Annotated in this window: 15 protein-coding genes; 10 read left to right on the top strand and 5 right to left on the bottom strand. The window is 57.9% G+C overall.

What is annotated here, in order from left to right; genetic code table 11:
* The first annotated feature begins 23 nt into the window (after window positions 1-23).
* The gene (locus ACQQZ8_RS13580; protein ID WP_431710334.1) at window positions 24-803 is read left to right on the top strand and encodes an IclR family transcriptional regulator domain-containing protein; all 780 of its coding nucleotides are present in this window, start codon (window positions 24-26) and stop codon (window positions 801-803) included.
* A gap of 1 nt (window position 804) precedes the next feature.
* Here ACQQZ8_RS13580 and ACQQZ8_RS13575 read toward each other — a convergent pair whose 3' ends face one another.
* Window positions 805-2,052 (bottom strand): PLP-dependent aminotransferase family protein, encoded by a 1,248-nt coding sequence (locus tag ACQQZ8_RS13575; protein ID WP_431710333.1) that lies wholly within the window; start codon window positions 2,050-2,052, stop codon window positions 805-807.
* Between the two features lie 123 nt (window positions 2,053-2,175).
* On the bottom strand, window positions 2,176-2,592 hold the full coding sequence (locus ACQQZ8_RS13570) for a helix-turn-helix domain-containing protein (RefSeq protein ID WP_431710332.1): 417 nt from the start codon (window positions 2,590-2,592) through the stop codon (window positions 2,176-2,178).
* Between the two features lie 373 nt (window positions 2,593-2,965).
* On the opposite strand from ACQQZ8_RS13570, the gene ACQQZ8_RS13565 reads away from it, so the two are divergent.
* Complete coding sequence (locus tag ACQQZ8_RS13565; RefSeq protein ID WP_431710331.1) at window positions 2,966-4,141, top strand: NAD(P)-dependent malic enzyme; 1,176 nt, start codon at window positions 2,966-2,968, stop codon at window positions 4,139-4,141.
* A 245-nt stretch (window positions 4,142-4,386) separates the two neighbouring features.
* Complete coding sequence (locus ACQQZ8_RS13560; protein ID WP_431710330.1) at window positions 4,387-4,824, top strand: hypothetical protein; 438 nt, start codon at window positions 4,387-4,389, stop codon at window positions 4,822-4,824.
* A 213-nt stretch (window positions 4,825-5,037) separates the two neighbouring features.
* Here the strand turns inward: ACQQZ8_RS13560 and ACQQZ8_RS13555 are convergent, their stop codons facing one another.
* Window positions 5,038-6,459, bottom strand: coding sequence for an LLM class flavin-dependent oxidoreductase (locus tag ACQQZ8_RS13555; RefSeq protein WP_431710329.1), 1,422 nt, complete (start codon window positions 6,457-6,459; stop codon window positions 5,038-5,040).
* Window positions 6,460-6,824: 365 nt separating this feature from the next.
* Here ACQQZ8_RS13555 and ACQQZ8_RS13550 point away from each other — a divergent pair, with 365 nt between their 5' ends.
* From ACQQZ8_RS13550 to ACQQZ8_RS13525, 6 genes are all read left to right on the top strand, one after another.
* Window positions 6,825-8,492 (top strand): ABC transporter substrate-binding protein, encoded by a 1,668-nt coding sequence (locus ACQQZ8_RS13550; RefSeq protein WP_431710328.1) that lies wholly within the window; start codon window positions 6,825-6,827, stop codon window positions 8,490-8,492.
* A gap of 7 nt (window positions 8,493-8,499) precedes the next feature.
* Complete coding sequence (locus ACQQZ8_RS13545) at window positions 8,500-9,510, top strand: ABC transporter permease (RefSeq protein ID WP_431710327.1); 1,011 nt, start codon at window positions 8,500-8,502, stop codon at window positions 9,508-9,510.
* On the top strand, window positions 9,507-10,379 hold the full coding sequence (locus ACQQZ8_RS13540; protein ID WP_431710326.1) for an ABC transporter permease: 873 nt from the start codon (window positions 9,507-9,509) through the stop codon (window positions 10,377-10,379). Before ACQQZ8_RS13545 ends, ACQQZ8_RS13540 begins: the two co-directional genes overlap by 4 nt.
* Window positions 10,376-12,106: a dipeptide ABC transporter ATP-binding protein gene (locus ACQQZ8_RS13535; protein ID WP_431710325.1), complete on the top strand. Its 1,731-nt coding sequence runs from the start codon at window positions 10,376-10,378 to the stop codon at window positions 12,104-12,106. Before ACQQZ8_RS13540 ends, ACQQZ8_RS13535 begins: the two co-directional genes overlap by 4 nt.
* Window positions 12,099-13,310 carry an acyl-CoA dehydrogenase family protein gene (locus tag ACQQZ8_RS13530; protein ID WP_431710324.1) on the top strand — a complete coding sequence of 404 codons (1,212 nt, stop codon included), beginning with the start codon at window positions 12,099-12,101 and terminating at the stop codon, window positions 13,308-13,310. Before ACQQZ8_RS13535 ends, ACQQZ8_RS13530 begins: the two co-directional genes overlap by 8 nt.
* A 115-nt stretch (window positions 13,311-13,425) precedes the next feature.
* Window positions 13,426-14,271, top strand: coding sequence for an HpcH/HpaI aldolase/citrate lyase family protein (locus tag ACQQZ8_RS13525; RefSeq protein ID WP_431710323.1), 846 nt, complete (start codon window positions 13,426-13,428; stop codon window positions 14,269-14,271).
* Window positions 14,272-14,342: 71 nt separating this feature from the next.
* On the opposite strand, the gene ACQQZ8_RS13520 is transcribed toward ACQQZ8_RS13525, so the two are convergent.
* Window positions 14,343-15,815 carry an alanine/glycine:cation symporter family protein gene (locus ACQQZ8_RS13520; RefSeq protein WP_431710322.1) on the bottom strand — a complete coding sequence of 491 codons (1,473 nt, stop codon included), beginning with the start codon at window positions 15,813-15,815 and terminating at the stop codon, window positions 14,343-14,345.
* Window positions 15,816-16,030: 215 nt separating this feature from the next.
* Entirely contained in the window at window positions 16,031-16,882 is an 852-nt protein-coding gene (locus ACQQZ8_RS13515; protein WP_431710321.1) for a fumarylacetoacetate hydrolase family protein, read from the bottom strand.
* A 212-nt stretch (window positions 16,883-17,094) separates the two neighbouring features.
* On the opposite strand from ACQQZ8_RS13515, the gene ACQQZ8_RS13510 reads away from it, so the two are divergent.
* Window positions 17,095-17,736, top strand: a complete 642-nt coding sequence (locus tag ACQQZ8_RS13510; protein ID WP_431710320.1) for an ABC transporter permease — start codon at window positions 17,095-17,097, stop codon at window positions 17,734-17,736.
* Window positions 17,737-17,754: the final 18 nt, after the last annotated feature.

Genomic DNA, 17,754 nt, shown 5'->3' with positions numbered 1-17,754 from the left:
TCGACGCAGAGAGCAGGAAGCCGATGCCCGCAGAACAGCCCGACTACTTCGTGAAATCAGCGGAGAAGACCCTGGCAGTCCTGTTGGCATTCAATGGTCACCAAGAACCGTTGACCGTCTCGCAGGTGGCGGTGGCCATTGACTCTTCGCGCCCCACCGCGCGACGATTCCTGTTCACCCTCGCGGACTTGGGCTACCTCGAAACCGTGGGCAACGCCTTCCGGTTGACCCCGCGCGTACTGGATATCGGAGCGTCCTATTTGGCTGGTTTAAGCCTGCCGCAGGTCGCTACCCCGCACCTGCAACGGCTGGCCACCGAGCTGGAAGAGACCACCTCACTATGTGTATTGGACCGGCAAGACATCCTGTATGTACAGCGAATCCTGTCCCCAAAACTACACACCATCAGTAGTGCGATCGGCAATCGGCTGCCAGCCTGGGTGACCTCGATGGGTCGGGTACTGATGGCCGCGCTGCCACCGGCCGAACTGGACGAGTTCTTAGCGCAGGTGGAATTGACCCACTACACGGACAAAACAGTGACCAGCATCGAGGCGCTACGCGCTGAGCTGGCCACGGTGGCAGCTCAAGGTTGGTCCATGGTTGCCCAAGAACTTGACGATGGACTGCGCGGATTGGCTGTCCCGGTATATCGCGGTAAACAACTGCTCGGGGCGCTGAATGTGTCGGTACAGCCCGGGCGGATGGGGACCGACTCGATCACCGAACTGATGGTGCCGCGCATGCAACAGGTTGCTCAGGACATTGCCGATGACTTCGGCGGTCGGATTGCCACCCGCTGAGCTAGTTGCTGAGCACCTCAAGTTTGCGTTCCAGAAGCTTTGACAGGCGCTTGACTCCTTCGTCAATAGTGTCCTCATCTACCGCGCAGAAGGCTAGTCGCAAGGTGTGGCTGAGCGGGTTACCCGGGCTAAAAGCGGCTCCGGGAATGAAAATTACCCCGGCCTGCACTCCTTCTTGAAGCAGCTGGTAGGTGTCGATGCCCTCGGGCAAGGTCAGCCAGATGAAGAAACCGCCCTCTGGGCGGGTGTAACTGATCCCGGCGGGCAGATACTTCTCCAGTGCCGCGAACATGGCATCGCGCCGGCTGGCATAGAGCTGGCAGTAACTTTCAATCTGTCCCTTCCAGTCATGTTCGCGTAGGTAAGCGCTGATAATCATCTGGTTCAGGGTGGGTGGGCACAGTGCCACGGCTTCGCCCGCCAGATAGAAACGGCGGAAGAGGTGACTGGGGACCGCGGCCCAGCCAATCCGTAGCCCGGGGGAGAGGATCTTGGAGAAGGAGCCCATGTAGATCACATTCTCGGGATCCAAGCTGCGTAGCGTGGGGGCTGGTTCCCCGTCATAGCGCAGCATGCCATAGGGGTTATCTTCGAGGATCAAAACCCCGGCGGCGCGGCAAATTTCAACCACCTGCTGGCGTCGGTGCGCGGCCAAAGTGATTCCGGAGGGGTTATTGAAGTTAGGGATGGTGTACAGGAATTTGACGCGTTCGCCTGCCGCACGCAGGCTCTGGATCCGCTCGGCCAATGCCTCGGGAACGATGCCCTGGGCATCGGTGAGTACAGCGGCGGCCTTCACCTGATAAGCCTCAAAGGTGTTTAACGCCCCCACATAGGTGGGATCCTCACACAGCACGGTGTCCCCGGGATCGCAGAACACCTTGCACGCCATATCCTGGGCTGACTGCGAACCGTTGGTGATGACCACATCATCTACCGAAACATTGTCAATGCCCTCGGCCGCCATGACTTCTAAGATCTGCAGGCGCAACTCTTCGGTGCCCAAACCCGAACCGTACTGCAAAGCTACCGGCCCCTGCTCGGTAATGATCCGCTGGGCGATATCGCCCAGTTTTTTTAAGGGCAAGGACTGCAGGTAGGGATTTCCTCCGGCCAAGGAGACGAGCGAGGCATCCAGGGAAAGCTCAAACACATCCCGGACAGCAGACTGTTTGATTCCTGCTGCGCGCTGCGAGTAGAGCGCTTCGTGCTCGGCGATGAGGGATTGTGCCGAAGGTGGGACTGCCATACTGCTCCTCGTCTCTCAGAGCCCGTGGGTGAGGCTCAAGCTGGGGAAAGAATCCATTCACAAAAGTTGTCTGTTGAACTACTTAAGTGTCCTATTGGAAAAGTCTGTTGTGAAGAGTATGGATTACTTTTTCTCTGCTGTCGAGGATGCCTCGGGCTGGGACTCGTTACGTTCGGCTAGCCAAGCTTCGATTGCCGCAGGGCGGATCCGCCGGTGAGTTCCGCGGTATTCCACCGGGATGATTCCTGAATCGGTGAGCTTGCGCAGGTAACTATTGGAGATGCCGGCCATTTGGGCGGCCTGTGAAGTATTGAGCAGCATCTCCGGGGTGCCGATACTCACCGCCTCGCCCTTGGCTAATCGGTGTAGTACCTCCAGCACGGCGTGCTGCGCTTCGGCGGGCAATTGCATCGCGGTGCCGTTGACAAAAACCGTGGTGTCATCCGACTCAGCTAAGGACCGGGCCAGGCGCTGGGTCGTATTCTGATCAAGCGCATCAAAGGTGCGCACCTTGCTCAATGCCGCAGTTGGTGAAGCCATAACACCATCTTGCCCGAGAACCGAGGGAATGTCGGTCGCGGACAACGGTCGCGGTAAATTTCCAATGAACTGTTGAGTGACTATTACAGAAAAGATTGCGCGTCAAGTAATTATTCCCGTATGGTGGAAACCAAGGTCTAAAGAAAGTACTGACCAACCATCATTGCGGCACGCAGTGACGTGACAGATTGCCTTACCTGGCAACGGCGTTGTTGTTCTTGTGCGTTTGTGAAGTGAAGTTTGAGCCGAAGACGGCTCGCTTTGCATAAACGTGGCCGGATGTTTGGTTTTACGCGTTCCCTCGCTATGCCACAAGTTTCGTAGGCAATGCGTTATGCCGTATTCAGCACTTTCTGAAGGAAGTAGTAGTTTAATGCCTGTTGACTCATCCCAAGACCTGTCCACCATCACCGATGCAGAAGTTTTCGACGCTCATCTTGGCGGCAAACTCAGCGTCATCTCGCAAATGCCACTGCGCACCAAGCGCGACCTATCCATTGCTTACACCCCGGGTGTAGCCAAGGTTTCTCAGGCGATCGCCGATGACCCAGCCAAACATCAGACGCATACTTGGTCCTCCCGCCTAGTGGCGGTCGTCTCCGATGGCACTGCGGTGCTCGGTTTGGGCGATATCGGGGCGGCCGCCTCGCTACCAGTGATGGAAGGTAAGTCCGCGCTATTCAAAGAATTCGCTGGTCTAGATTCCATTCCTCTGGTCCTTGACACCACTGATGTTGATGAGATCGTGGAAACTGTCATCCGCCTTCGTCCAAGCTTTGGTGCGGTGAACCTGGAAGATATCTCGGCTCCACGTTGCTTTGAAATTGAGCGTCGGCTGATCGAGGCCCTCGATATTCCAGTCATGCACGATGATCAGCACGGTACCGCCGTGGTGGTCTTGGCAGCCCTGATTGGTGCGGCCCGCTACACCAAGCGTGATCTGTCCTCATTGAAGGTCGTGATTTCCGGTGCCGGATCGGCCGGTGTCGCCGTGACCAAATTGCTGCTGCAGGCGGGCGTCTCGGACGTCATCGTGCTGGATTCGCGCGGAACCATCCACCGCGAGCGCGATGACCTCAACGCTACCAAGGCTGAACTTGCTGCCATCACCAACCGTGAAGATGTCATGGGTGGGCTGGCTGAAGCCTTAGACGGGGCCGACGTCGTGGTGGGTCTATCTTCCTCGAAGTTCGATGAGGCCGCCGTGGCCAAGATGAACAAGGACGCCATCATCTTCGCGCTGTCCAATCCGAATCCGGAAATCATGCCGGAGGATGCCAAGAAGTACGCCGCGGTAGTCGCCACCGGCCGCAGTGACTTCCCGAATCAGATCAACAACGTGTTGGCTTTCCCTGGGATCTTCCGCGGTGCACTGGATTCCGGCGCAAAGAAGATCACCGAGGAAATGAAGGTCGTTGCCGCCCATGCAATCGCTGACCTAGTCGGCGACGACTTGGCTGCCGACTACATCATTCCGTCAGCCTTGGACGAGCGTGTGATGCCTGCCGTTGCGGAAGCTGTCGGCGCCGTGGCAAAGAACGCGGAGTAACCTTCCCACCGAACAGAAGTGGTTCTGCAAACGCACTGCCCGGCACCGTCAAGGTTGCCGGGCAGTGCGTTTTCGTCCGTCTACGAAGTTACAAGATAGTACTGAAGGCTGGGTAGCCGTCAGAGCAGTTTGATATCGAACAAAGCTATGCGGCTTCCGTTATCCACAAATGGTTGAACGCCCGAGCCCGAAAGATCACTGGGTGGGCAGAGTGGAAAATTCCTGAGCGACGGAGGAAATCCACCATGGAAGATCTGGTAGAAATTCAGTGCGGCCTGTACCGTGGCATGCCCGAGGATATGTCTTTCCGAATTCAAGTACTCGGAGAAATTGATTACTGCGGCTATGCGCTTCTGGCTTGTCGTCCGCAGACAGGTCGAGGTGTCGTGGGACTCACTGTGGGACTGAGCTCGGTCGGGCACCCAGAAATTATTAGCGCTGCAGATCGGGAACAGGACGTTTTTGCCCTCCTGAAGCATCTGGCACAGCAAGTTATGGTGAACAATCAGTCATTTGCTGCGGGTAAACACAGCACAGCTCTTTTCAACGAATTGGTCTTTGCTAAAGTGTCCATCGAAGTTCCGATGGCAGCCTTGATTCATGACGTGCTTGATGGGTTTGAACCGGATTGGCTTATCTGCAAAAAACCTTTGGATACTAGTCGGCTTGACTGGACCGCTTAGCCGGGTTCAATGCTGCTTTTCCCAGCTAATGTCCAAGGTGCGCAACTTCGGAGGTCATAGTTGCTGACGGTGAGAGCATGCCAGCGACGGATAACGTCTTCACCACGGCACTGCATGTCAATCGTCTGAAGCCCGTGTTCCGCGAGTACCTATAAGCGGTGCGTCATCCCCGACCGTGAATCACGCACCCCTGTAGGTAGATGGAAAAAATCCTTAGCCCCCCGCACCGGCAATGACCGGTTTTAATAGCGCGGCCGCTTCCTCCCAGCTACTGGGGCCGTTGCTAAAAGCCCCACGGTATCGTGCTGCGGGGTGCCGCTCATTGAGCCGGTCTCCTTCGCCGAAGAGCTTGTGCCGCAAGCTACCTGGTGTGTACTCACGCTGTGCCAGACCGCGCTCGCGCAGCACCGGCAAAACCTTATCCGCGAACTCTTGGAAAGAGCCGGGAATCACCCAGTTGATCACGTTGATTCCATCCACTCCCGCCGCTTGCCAGATCTCTAGCTGGTCGGCGATCTGTTCCGGAGTTCCCACCAAACGAGTATTCTCGGCCTGCAGGCGAGCTAGGTCAGCAAGCACCGGTTCACGGTCGGTGATATGGTGCGAAATCCATTCTAAGAAGCCCTTGGAGGTGTTGGTATCGATGTCTTTGATCTTGGTCTCCGGAGGGTAGACCCGCCCGGATCTGTCCAAGATGGCCATATGCGCGAGATAGCCATCAACGCTAACGAACTGATCGTAGTACTTGGCCTTTTCTTGGGCTTCTTCCTCGGTGTCCCCGATAACGAAGGACAACCCTTGGAAAAACTTGAGATCCTCGGCCTTGCGCCCCTGCTCCACGGCTCGACGCCGCGTATCGGCAATCAGTTCCCGAGCCACGGCAGCGGAAGGGGCGACGATGAAGGTTGCCTCGGCATTTCGCGCCGCGAAATCACGGCCGGAAGTAGAAGAACCTGCTTGGAAGAGCACCGGAGTGCGCTGTGGTGAAGGTGATGGCAGATGCGGGCCTTCGACCCGGTACCGTGCGGATTCGTGGTAGATCTTGTGTATTTTCGACGGATCGGAATACTGACCGGCCGCCTTGTCTTTGAGCACTGCACCTTCGTCCCAGGAGCCCTCCCAGAGTTTATAGGTGACGTCTACATATTCATCGGCCCAAGCGTAACGCTCGGTGTGGTCGGTCAAGGCCGGCAGACCGTAATTTCGTGAAGCGTTCTCATTGATGCCGGTGACAATATTCCAAGCGATACGTCCGCCGGAAATATGATCCAGCGTGGAGATGTGTCGGGCGAAATTATACGGGTGGTTCTGCACTACGTTCGAGGTGGTGGCCAGCCCGATGTGCTTGGTGTGCACGGCGAGCGCAGCAAGTAGCACCGTTGGATCGTTGGAAGGGATCTGCAGCCCCTCGTGGGCATAAACCTCATAATCTGCTTCCGGATCCCCATAAAGGCCGGAGACATCGGCAAAGAACATCGCATCGAACTTTGCCTCCTCCAGAATTTTGGCCAGATTGATCCAAGTGTTCACATCGTTGAACTCGGTTTGGCCCGCATCTGGACGCCGCCACTGACCGTGGTGGATGTGGCTGGTGGTGTTCATGACGAAGGCGTTGAAGTGTAATTGCTTGCCCATAGTGTTGGTCCCCGCTGGTGGTTGAAAGAGAGCTTTGCCGTGGGCTGGGGCCTGTTCGCTGCCCGGCTAAGCACCACGTTGCATCGATGATGCCAAGGCCGCCCAGCAGCTGCGAGCATTGCGAAGTGTCATGTCCCGGTGCGACTACAGATGACGTGATCTGCGAAATATGACGTATCTACGACGCGGAAAAACGACGAAACATTGCTACATAAGACGCGAAAAGAAGTCACACAACGTTGCGCGTCGGCAGCGTTGGTGTGATCGCTACTGAACGAACTAGAACTGATGACACACCGTGGTGCGCCGGGGAAATCCCGAAGAAAACTCGCACCAGCCACCCCATCGTTACTAGGAGTCCAGACGTGACAAACCGCCAGCCGGCGTACCGGCCAACCCGACGAACCTCGGCCCTCAAAGCACTGACCCTCACCGGTCTGGCAGCCATCTTCTTGGCTGGCTGCGGCGGTTCTGCCACCGGGGCGAACAGTTCCGACAGCGCCGAACGAGTGGAGGGTGGAACTATTCGCTACGCCCACCTGCAGGAGCCGCCCTGCGTCTATGGCGGGTGGGTGCAGCAGGCGTACTTGTCCCGTCAGGTGCTTGACTCATTGGTTTCACAAACTGCGGACGGCTCAATTGTGCCTTGGTTGGCTGAGGACTGGGAGGTGAGCGAGGATCAACTGACCTGGACGTTCACGCTCAAGCCTGAGCTGAAATTCACCGATGGGAGCAACCTCGACGCACAAGCGGTCAGCGATAATTTTGAATACTGGATGGCCGGAGGAAACGGAACGGTCACCGCCCATATTGGGGATTACTACGAATCTAGCCGTGCCGTGGACGCTACAACCTTAGAGATCAAACTCAGCGCACCCTACACTCCGCTTCTCTCAGCACTCAGCCAAGGATATTTTGGGATCCAGTCGGCCCAAGCCCTGGCCAACCGAAGCGAACAGGAGAATTGCGAGGCACCTATCGGCTCGGGGCCCTTTACGGTAGCCGAGTGGAAGCGCGGTCAATCCATTACCTTCCAACGCAACGAGCAGTACGCTTCGGCGCCCGCCAATGCGAAACATCAAGGACCGGCCTATGTGGAATCGGTGATCTGGTCTTTCATCCAAGACAACACTTCACGGTTTGGGTCATTGGTCAGCGGAGAATCCGATGCCATTGGTGAGGTACCCACCGTCGATTTTGAGGCCGCGAAGAGCCAATACGAGGTACAACAGTATCTGACTCCGGGACGCCCGGTCACCTTATCTCTAAACACCAGCAACGGGCCGTTCACCGATGTGCTGGTGCGTCGGGCTTTCGCCTACTCGGCAGATCGGCAGGCCGTGGTGGACTCCGCATTCCTCGGGGTCGTACCGTTTGAAGGCAACGGGACGGTGAGCGCAAGCACTCCCGGCTACAACGCTGAGGTGGCCCAGGATTACCCTTTGGATCTAGAGCAAGCCAATCGGTTGCTAGATCAGGCGGGATGGACCGGACGAAGCAGTGATGGCACGCGCACCAAGGATGGGAAAGAGCTAGAAGTCAGAATCGTTTTCGGATTGAACTCGATCGTGACCCAAGAAGGTGCCACGGCACTGCAGAACCTGCAGGACCAAGTCAAGCAAAGCGGATTCAAAATCACCCTAGTTCCGGTGACGCAGGCGGAGCTGTTCTCGGGGGAATACTCCACCCCGCAAAGCTATGATGCCCAACTGGGCTACTGGACCAGCCCGCATGCCGGGATCCTGCACATCAACTTCCGGCAAAACACCGAGGAACACCCGAACCCGGCCAACACGGCCTTCTACAATAACGCCGAAATTGAAGAGATCATTCTTCGGGGCAATTCGGCAAAGAACGCTGACGAGGCGAATGAACACTACCAGAAGGCACAACAGCTACTGAGCGATGAGGCCGTGGCCGTGGGCTTATACTCGCAGACCTCCACGATCGCCAGCATTCCGAATCTCAAGGATATTTGGCTCGAAGCCTCCCAGGGTGAGCCGGTATTCCACGATGCGTACTTCACCGAATAGGCCCACGATGAGCACACAAGAATTATTGGAAACACCACTCGACGCCGCCGCGGCACCGGTACCTTGGGCACGCAGGGTGCGCCCGTTGGGGTGGATGCTGCGTCGGATAGCAGGCACGCTTGGGGTGATCTGGGCGGCAGCCACCTTAACCTTCTTGATTCAGGCCTTGCTCCCGGGGGACCGAGCAACCCTTTTATTGAACCAGCTCACCGGGCAAGTACAAGAACGCACGGCAGCCGAATTGGCGCCGATCAATGAAAAGTACGGTTTCGATAATCCGCTGATTGTTCAATATTTGGATTTCCTCGGTGGACTGCTGACAGGAAATCTCGGGCAGTCCTACCAGCTACATAAGCCGGTCACCGAGGTACTTGGTGATCAAATCGCACCTACCGTCATCCTCACCTTCGCATCTTTACTGGTGGCCTGGGTGATCTGCGTGGTGGCAGTAGTGGGAACCGCCAAACGGCACCGGCTGATCAGCTCACTGGCTTCCGGGTTAGAGGCTTTTGCTGCCGGGCTTCCGCAGTATTGGTTGGGCGTTATCCTGCTGGTGGTATTCGCTCTGGGTCTGGGTTGGTTCCCGGTGATTGGTGGTACCGGTCTGAGCGGGTTAGTGCTTCCGGCTTTGACCTTAGGGATACCCTTGGCGGGATTCATGAGCCAAGTTATCCGACCTGAATTTGAATCCGGGTTAGACCAGCCATTCGCGCTCACCGCCCGGATGCGCGGCATGCGGGATACCGGAGTGCGAGTACGGCATGTGCTACGCCATTCAGTGCTCCCGGGGATCACGCTCAGTGGTTGGGCCATGGGGTCGCTCTTTTCCGGCGCCGTGATTGCCGAAAGTATTTTTTCTCGCCCGGGGCTGGGCAAGGTGCTGGTCACCGCGGTCAACGCCCGGGACCTGCCGGTGGTCTGCGGGGTGGTCATCCTAGTCGCGGTGATCTATGTGCTGGCCAACTTGTTAGTCGATATCGCCTACACCCTGATTGATCCGAGGTTGAAGAACTCATGAGTCTGTTAGATCACCACGCACGCCCGAGGTTGAAGCGATCTCAGGGCCGCAGATGGGTAGCGCTACGCCTTCCCATACCGGCTACCTTGGGGTTACTTGTGCTTGCCTTCTTCGTCCTTGCCGCGGTGGCACCGGGGCTGCTCACTGCGAAGGATCCCTATGCCACTGACCTGCACGCGGTACTGCTCCCGCCGAGCGCAGAACACTGGTTCGGGACCGACCAGTCGGGCCGCGACCTGTACACCCGGGTGGTGTACGGAACCCGGCAATCGTTGCTGATCGGCTTAGGGGCCACCGGACTCGCGATGGGAATCGCCCTGATTCTCGGAGTGGCTGCCGGACTGGGGGGACGAGTCACCGATGGGCTGATCAACCGCGGCCTAGAAGTGCTCTTCGCCTTCCCGGTGTTGCTTCTAGCCATGCTGTTCGTAACCATTTACGGACCCAGCGTCACCACACAGATTGTTGCCGTGGGTTTGGGTACGGCGCCGGGATATGCGCGTATGATTCGCGGGCAAGTGCTCGCGGTCCGTCACTCCGGGTATGTCCAGGCCGCCCACGCACTGGGACATAGTCAACTCACCGTGCTACGGCAACACGTCATGCCTAACGCCATGCGCCCGTTGCTTGCCGTGGTGACCCTTGGGGTGGGGCAATCCATCGTCTGGGCCTCGGGGCTGGCCTTCCTCGGACTTGGGGTGGCCCCACCATCTGCGGAATGGGGCGCCTTACTTGATGCGGGACGGATGTTCATCACCAAAGCTTGGTGGCTTGAAGTCATGCCCGGCGTGGCCATCGTCGCCCTCGCGCTCTCCGCTACAGCGGTGGGTCGCTACCTACAAACCACCTTGGAAGGAGCCAAAGCATGACCGAAGTATTGGAAGAACGCAGAAGCACCACCGCGATACCCCAGACACCGACCCTCTTAGAAGTACGCGGCCTGAACGTCAGTTTCGGATCCGGCCGGAAAAATGATGTGACACGACATGTTGTACGAGACGTGAACCTGCACCTGCAGGCAGGGCGTTGCCTAGCCATCGTGGGGGAATCCGGTTCCGGGAAGTCGGTCACTGCGCGCACTCTCGTCGGCCTGAGTGGAACGAACGCCCAAGTGAACACGGCGAAATTTGAGCTCTTCGAAGAATCTGCCGCAGAGTTCAATGAGCGGACATGGCGAGAGACCCGCGGGCAAAAGATTGGTTTCATCCTGCAAGACGCACTGGTCTCCTTGGATCCGCTGCGGCCAGTGGGTAAGGAAATCGAAGAGAGCCTTGCCCTGCACCGGTGGGGGAACCCGGCCACCCGCCGCGAACGAGTGATCGAGCTCTTAGCAGCGGTGGGCGTCCCGGAGCCTCGGGTCCGGGCGCAGCAGCGCCCGGACCAACTCTCCGGCGGATTACGGCAACGCGCCCTGATCGCCTCCGCCATTGCGTTGCAGCCACAACTAGTCATCGCCGATGAGCCCACCACGGCCCTTGACGTCACCGTGCAGGCCCAAGTGTTGGAACTACTGGCGGAGATGAAGGACCAGGGCACCGGGATTATCCTGATCAGCCACGACCTGTCCGTGGTTGCCCAACTAGCCGATGAGGTGGCAGTCATGCGCGGAGGTGAAATCGTGGAATCCGGTGCGGTGCACGAGATCTTGAAAAACCCGCGCCACGAATACACCAAGGCACTGCTCCAAGCGATCCCGTCGGCCCATACCAAGGGGCAGGCGCTTACCGTGCACGGCCAGCAGCTGTCCAACCAGCTGGAACCGGTTCAGGAACCGAAGTCCTGGTACTTACCGGTGTTAGAGGCTCATGGCCTGTCGAAGAGCTATCCCGGCCCGGAAGGAAAACCCACTACGGTGGTCAAGGACGTGTCTTTTAACCTATACCCCGGACAAACTCTGGGGATCGTGGGCGAATCCGGTTCCGGAAAAAGCACCACCGCAGCTTTAGCTTTAGCCACGCTCACCGCGGACTCTGGCACGGTCCTGCTCAACGGGCAGCCTTGGTCCCAGCTGAGCACCGCTGCCCGCCGGCCACGCCGCCGCGAGGTCACCGTGGTGTACCAAGATCCACTGAGTTCCTTTGACCCACGCTGGAACGGGGTGCGGATTCTTACAGATGCCCTCGACCGGAACCGTTATCCTCACGCCGAGACACGACAGAATCGTGCTGTGGAACTGGCAAGCCAGGTCGGATTGTCCAGCGAGCACCTTGAAAAACATCCCTTACAGCTCTCCGGAGGTCAACGGCAACGACTAGCCATAGCCCGAGCCTTGGCACCCGAACCGCGAGTCGTGGTACTCGACGAAGCGGTGTCGGCGTTGGATGTCTCGGTCCAGGCCCAAGTACTGGACCTGCTCAGCGAACTTCAGCAGCGGCTAGGTCTGAGCTATCTATTTATCTCCCACGATCTGGGCGTGATCCGCCACATGAGCGATCAGGTGTTGGTAATGAAGGACGGTGTAGCTCTCGAACAGGGCGAGGCCGAGCAGATCTTCACCAACCCGGCACATCCCTATACCCGCCAACTACTATCCGCACTGCCAAACCTCGAAGCCGGGTTGGCAGCTAACCGAACGAAGGAATTCGCTAATGAGTGAGCAACCACGCGCCATCTTTAGCCCGATCTTCGAACGAATCCGGGCCGGGGCCATCGAACGTGAAACATTGCGCCAGCTTCCGAGAGAGGAAATCAACTGGTTAAGCGAAGCGGGTTTTGGCCGACTCCGGGTACCGGTGAGCCATGGCGGTTTCGGGCTAGAACTGCGTGAGTTCTTTGACCTGCTGATCGAGCTCGGTGCCGCGGATTCCAACATTGTTCAAGCCCTCCGCGGGCATATCGGTTTTGTGGAGTTCGTGCGCACTCACCCCGACCCGCTGTTTCGTGAGCAGTGGTTTGCGCGGCTGGCCGCCGGAGCGCTGGTCGGGAACGCGGAAAGCGAACGCACCGGCACCTTTGCGGAGCAAGCTACCCGCATTCAGAAAACCACCGAGGGGTATTCGCTGACCGGAACCAAGTACTACACCACCGGCTCGATTTTCGCCGACTGGATTCACGTCAGTGCGGTACTGAGCGATGACCTCGGGGACAAGCTAGTCACCGTGCAGGTGCCAAGCTCCGATCCAGGAGTAGTGATTAGTGATGACTGGGATGGCTTTGGGCAGCGACTCACCGGTTCGGGAACCACAACCTTCACTGACGTTCCGGTCGACTTCGCCCAAATCACCCACCGTGAGGCGGCGGCACCCAACGGTTCGATTCTGCACGCGACCTATCAGCTGGTGCATTTAGCCGCGCTCGCCGGGATCGCAGTGGCCGCGCTGAGTGACACCGTAGATTTCGTGCGGCAGCGTACCCGGAATTTATTCAACCCGCAGGTTCCGGCCACCGGTGACCCGGTCGCCTTGCAGATCATCGGGGAAGGTCAGGGAAGTGTCCTGGCCGTGCGCTCCACCGTTCTGGCCGCCGCGGAGGCTCTGGACACAGCCAGTCGAGCGATCGAATCCGGGAGACCTACAGCGTCCCTGGTGGCTGCCGCCGATGGGCATGTTTTCGCGATCCAACCGCACATCATCGAATCGGTACTCCGACTCACCAGTCAACTCTTTGAAGTCGGTGGCGCCTCCGCGGTATCCAGCGCCCATGCCTTAGATCGGCACTGGCGCAATGCGCGCACGATTTCCTCACACAACCCGGCAGAATATCGCAAACAAGCGGTCGGGGAGTATGTGGTGAACGCGGTCGCTCCGGCGCGTTTCGTTGAACGACTGCTGACACCGGTCCCAGCGACCAGCCGAGGCTAGGCGGCCGTTTCAGTCTTGGGTTTCAGGGATGAGCCGCGTGTGAATCTAGGGTCAATAGGCGACGCGCACTGAGTGCAGCTAGCAGTCAATCCCTCGAAGTGAGTAGGGTAGGAGTATGGCTTTTCGTAATCGTCGCGCCGCCGCGCTTCCCGCAAAATTGTCCCGTTCGTGGTTGTTGGTCAACGCGGCAAATCCGGAACTTTTCGCCCCTTCGTTGGCTTCGGAAGCTGACTCGGTGATTTTCGATATGGAAGCGGCCGTTCCTGATGATCAAAAGAGCCAAGCCCGTGACGCGGTGGTCAACGCACTGTCCACCGGTATGACCGCGTGGGTGCGCGTAAACGGCATCGACACCGAATACTGGGCCGATGACCTTGCTGCACTATCCGAGGCCCCGGGCTTGCGGGGCATTATGTTGGCGATGACCGAGAAACCCGAACAGGTTACCCTCAGCGCCATGCGTTTGCGCGCCGGTACTCCAGTTTTGGCATTGATCGAGTCGGCCTTGGGCATTGAGAACGCTACCGCGATTGCTTCAGCGCCGGGCACCTTCCGTCTGGCTTTCGGAGTGAATGATTTCCGGAAGGACACCGGTGTGTCCGATGACCCGCTGGCCTTGGCCTATGCCCGAGGCAAACTCGTGGTGGCCTCGCGTGTAGGAAAGCTACCCGGTGCCATTGATGGTCCGCCGCCGGCCGGCTCCACTGCCGAGATCGTGACCAACGAGACCAAGGTGACTGCATCGATGGGGATGACCGGAAAGCTCTCGCTGAGTAGTGATCATGTGGATGGCATCAACGCGGCACTGGCACCGAGCAGCGACGAGATGTCCTGGGCGATGGAACTCCTGGAAGCACACGCCGCCGGAGCGAGCGTGGGCGACGGATCCTACCTGCCACGCCTGGCCCGTGCTCAGAAGATCGCGGACTTGGCCGACTCCTATGGGTTGTGGAACGCCTAAGACCCTCTTTGGGATGAAGTGTTAAAGACTGCTGGCCGGCTCCTGTAGGAGTCGGCCAGCAGTCTTTGGCTTTACTTCTTGTGGGTGGAACCGATAACGTCTCCGGCCTTCCACTCCGCCCAGCCCGGGCGGTCCTTCATGAAGTCCTCAATCTGAGCCTTGGAGGCTTCCAGCTTCGGATCATGCTTGAGGTACCACTTGGTTTCCTTAGCCACCATGCCAGCTAGGATGATCAGCCCGATCAGGTTCGGCAGTGCCATCAGGCCGTTCATCATATCCGAGAAGTTCCACACGGCTTCCAGCTCAGTGGTGGCGCCCACGTAGATGACCAGCGAGAACACAATGCGGAATGGCATCACCAGCTTGCGGCCGAAGAGACGTTCCACGTTGCGTTCACCGTAGTAGCACCAACCCAGAATGGTGGAGTAAGCGAACATCACCAGTGCGATGGTCACCATCCAGTGTCCCCACTCGCCCGGCAGGCCGTTCGTGAAGGCCTCACCGGTCATCAACGCGGCGGAAATCTGTTCGCCGTCATCGCCAATCAAGTTCCACGTTCCGGTGGTGATAATGACCAAACCGGTGCAGGTGACCACGATGATGGTGTCGATAAAGGTCTGGGTCATCGAGACCAGGCCCTGACGGACCGGGTGGGAGGTCTGGGCAGCGGCCGCGGCGATAGCAGCCGAACCCATGCCGGACTCGTTAGAGAAGATACCGCGAGCCACACCGTACTGGATGGCGATAATCAGAACCGAGCCGGCGAAACCACCGACGGCAGCGGTACCGGTGAACGCATCGGTGAAGATCAGTGCAAAGGCGGCAGGGATGTCCACCACGTTCACCAGCAGGATGTACAGCGCGGCCAGCACGTAGAAAGCGATCATCACAGGAACGAAAGCTGCGGTGACCTTACCGATGGACTTGATGCCACCGACCAGCACAGCCAGCGAGAGCACAACTAACACGCCACCGGTGAGCCACACCGGCACGCTGAAGGAGTTTTCCATATTCGCCGAGATCGCGTTGGCCTGGGTCATGTTGCCAATTCCGAAGCAGGCCAGAACCGCGGCGATGGAGAAGAACAGGGCCAGGAACTTACCTATTGGACCCTTAATGCCACGCTCTAGGTAATACTGTGGACCGCCGGATTTTTCGCCGGCGGCATCGGTGCCACGGAACCGCACACCCAAGTAGGCCTCGGTGTACTTTGAAGCCATACCGAAGATACCGGTGACCCACATCCAGAAGAGAGCGCCGGGACCACCAATGCCGATCGCGGTTGCGACACCGACGATGTTACCCACGCCCACGGTGGCGGCTAGCGCGGTGGTCAGTGCCTGAAACTGTGAGACGTCGCCTTCACTATCGGCGTCCTTTCGTTTGATCAGGCCGAGCTTCAGCGACGGGCCAAGCTTGACAAGCTGGATCAGACCCAAACGAATGGTCAGATACATTCCGGTGCCCAAGAGCAACGGGATCAGAACGAACGGCCCCCAGATGACGGACGATATGTCCCCAAAGAACGTCGAAAGGGAATTCATGTGATGAGATCCTCCGAGTGTGCAGAAAATGATGATGCGTGACAATGTTTATGTCACGCATCACACATTAGTCCATGCCAGTTAATATTTATGTATTTTCCACCGGAAGGTTTGAGGTTTCCCTAGGGTATGTACCTACTTCTGAGAAGGACATTTCGGGCAGGGGGGCCTACCAGCGACTACGACGTCGGTGCGGCACCGCCGCTGAGCTTGCTTTACTGCTGGTGGAAAGTCACCCGACTTGTGCCCAGTCCTTCGATGCTGGTTTCTAGCACATCACCCTCACGTAGCCAGGGGCGCCGGCCCTGAGCATCCTTGCGGGAGAGTGCCACACCCGCCGGGGTTCCGGTCAGGATGATGTCACCGGGTTGCAGCTCGGTCATGGCAGAGATGTAGGAGACGAGTTTAGTCACTGGGAAAACCAAGTCATTGGTCGAATCGTCCTGAACCACCTCACCGTTGACGCGGGTGGTGATGCGCGCGCCTTCGGTGAATTCGTCGCTGGTGGTCAGCCAGGGGCCTACCGGGGTGGAAGCATCCCAAGCTTTACCCTGTAGCCATTCGGGGGTGCGGCCCTGGTAACCACGCATGGAGATGTCGTTGGAGACCGCGTAGCCAGCGATGTGCTTCGCGGCATCAGCCTCGTCAATCCGTCGCCCGGCGGTACCGATGATCACGGCAAGCTCACCTTCGTAGTCGATCCGGTGATCTTCGGCAGGAATTTCCACGCTGTCGTTGGCTCCGGTGAGTGAGGAGGCAAACTTGGCGAAGATGGTGGGGAACTTTGGTTCCTCCGCATTCACCTCGGCAATGTGATTGCGGTAGTTCAACCCGATGCACAGTACCTTGGCCGGGGCTGGGATCAGTGTGGCGTAATCCAAGGTGTCTAACGCCAGTGGGCTACCGGTTTGGGCCTGGGTGATCCGTTCGTGGCGTGTGGCTTCGTCCAGCAGTAGTAGTTGCTGGACATCACTGAGCTGATCTAAAAGGTAGGCACCAGCCTCAGTGATCACCGCCGCAGTGGTTATAGTGGAGTTATTCGGCGTGCGTAGCGTTGCAAATTTCATAGCTCCATCACACTACAAGTGACCGGTCGCACGCTAGTTGATGTCTTGCGGCCGTTTTCGCCGAATTAGATTAATTAATCCCAAGTCAAACCCTAAATATCGCTCTCTAGACTGGAATGGTGCGGTGAACCTCGATAAGCTACGGGGTTGTAAGTAGGGTTTTGAACCCCTACTAACTTGTGACTCGTAACTAAAGTGAAGTAGGTCTTGATGTGGGAGAATTCGTTGGCGAACGATATCGCCAAATATTATTTGCCTCTTGGCAACACTTTTCATTGGTTGTCCAGTGTCTGATTCTGGCAACAATCATCGCGGTATTCCTCGCGGTGCTGGTTTATCGCAGTAAAACCCTCTATGGTCTGGCCAATGGCGTAAGTGCGATAGGTCTGACAATCCCGTCCTTTGCCCTGATCGGTCTGTTGATTGTTCCCGTAGGTTTTGGCGTGACTCCGGCCGTGATCGTGGTGACATTCTTTGCCGCATTGCCGATTTTGCGCAATGCGATCGTGGGACTGCACAACATTGAACCGACTCTGGTCGAATCGGCCCGGGGGATCGGCATGGGCCGGCTGCTCACCTTGTTCAAAGTGGAAATACCGATGGCTTGGCCGGTCATCCTCACCGGCATTCGCATTGCCGCCCAGATGGTCATGGGTGTGGCTGCCATCGCGGCCTACTCGCTCGGACCAGGTTTGGGCGGCATGATTTTTTCCGGACTGTCCCGGTTGGGTGGAGCCAATTCTCTTGAATCCGTCATTGTTGGCGTCGTGGGAATTGTGATCCTAGCCCTCATTCTTGACTTGCTCTTGATCGGCCTTGGCCGACTGACAACACCGCGAGGTATCCGTGTCTGAAAATACCAGTATTGAAAA

Origin of the sequence: Glutamicibacter uratoxydans (assembly GCF_050753455.1) — a bacterium.
Classification (GTDB): Bacteria; Actinomycetota; Actinomycetes; order Actinomycetales; family Micrococcaceae; genus Glutamicibacter; species Glutamicibacter uratoxydans_A.
This window is presented reverse-complemented; position numbering and strand designations above follow the sequence as displayed.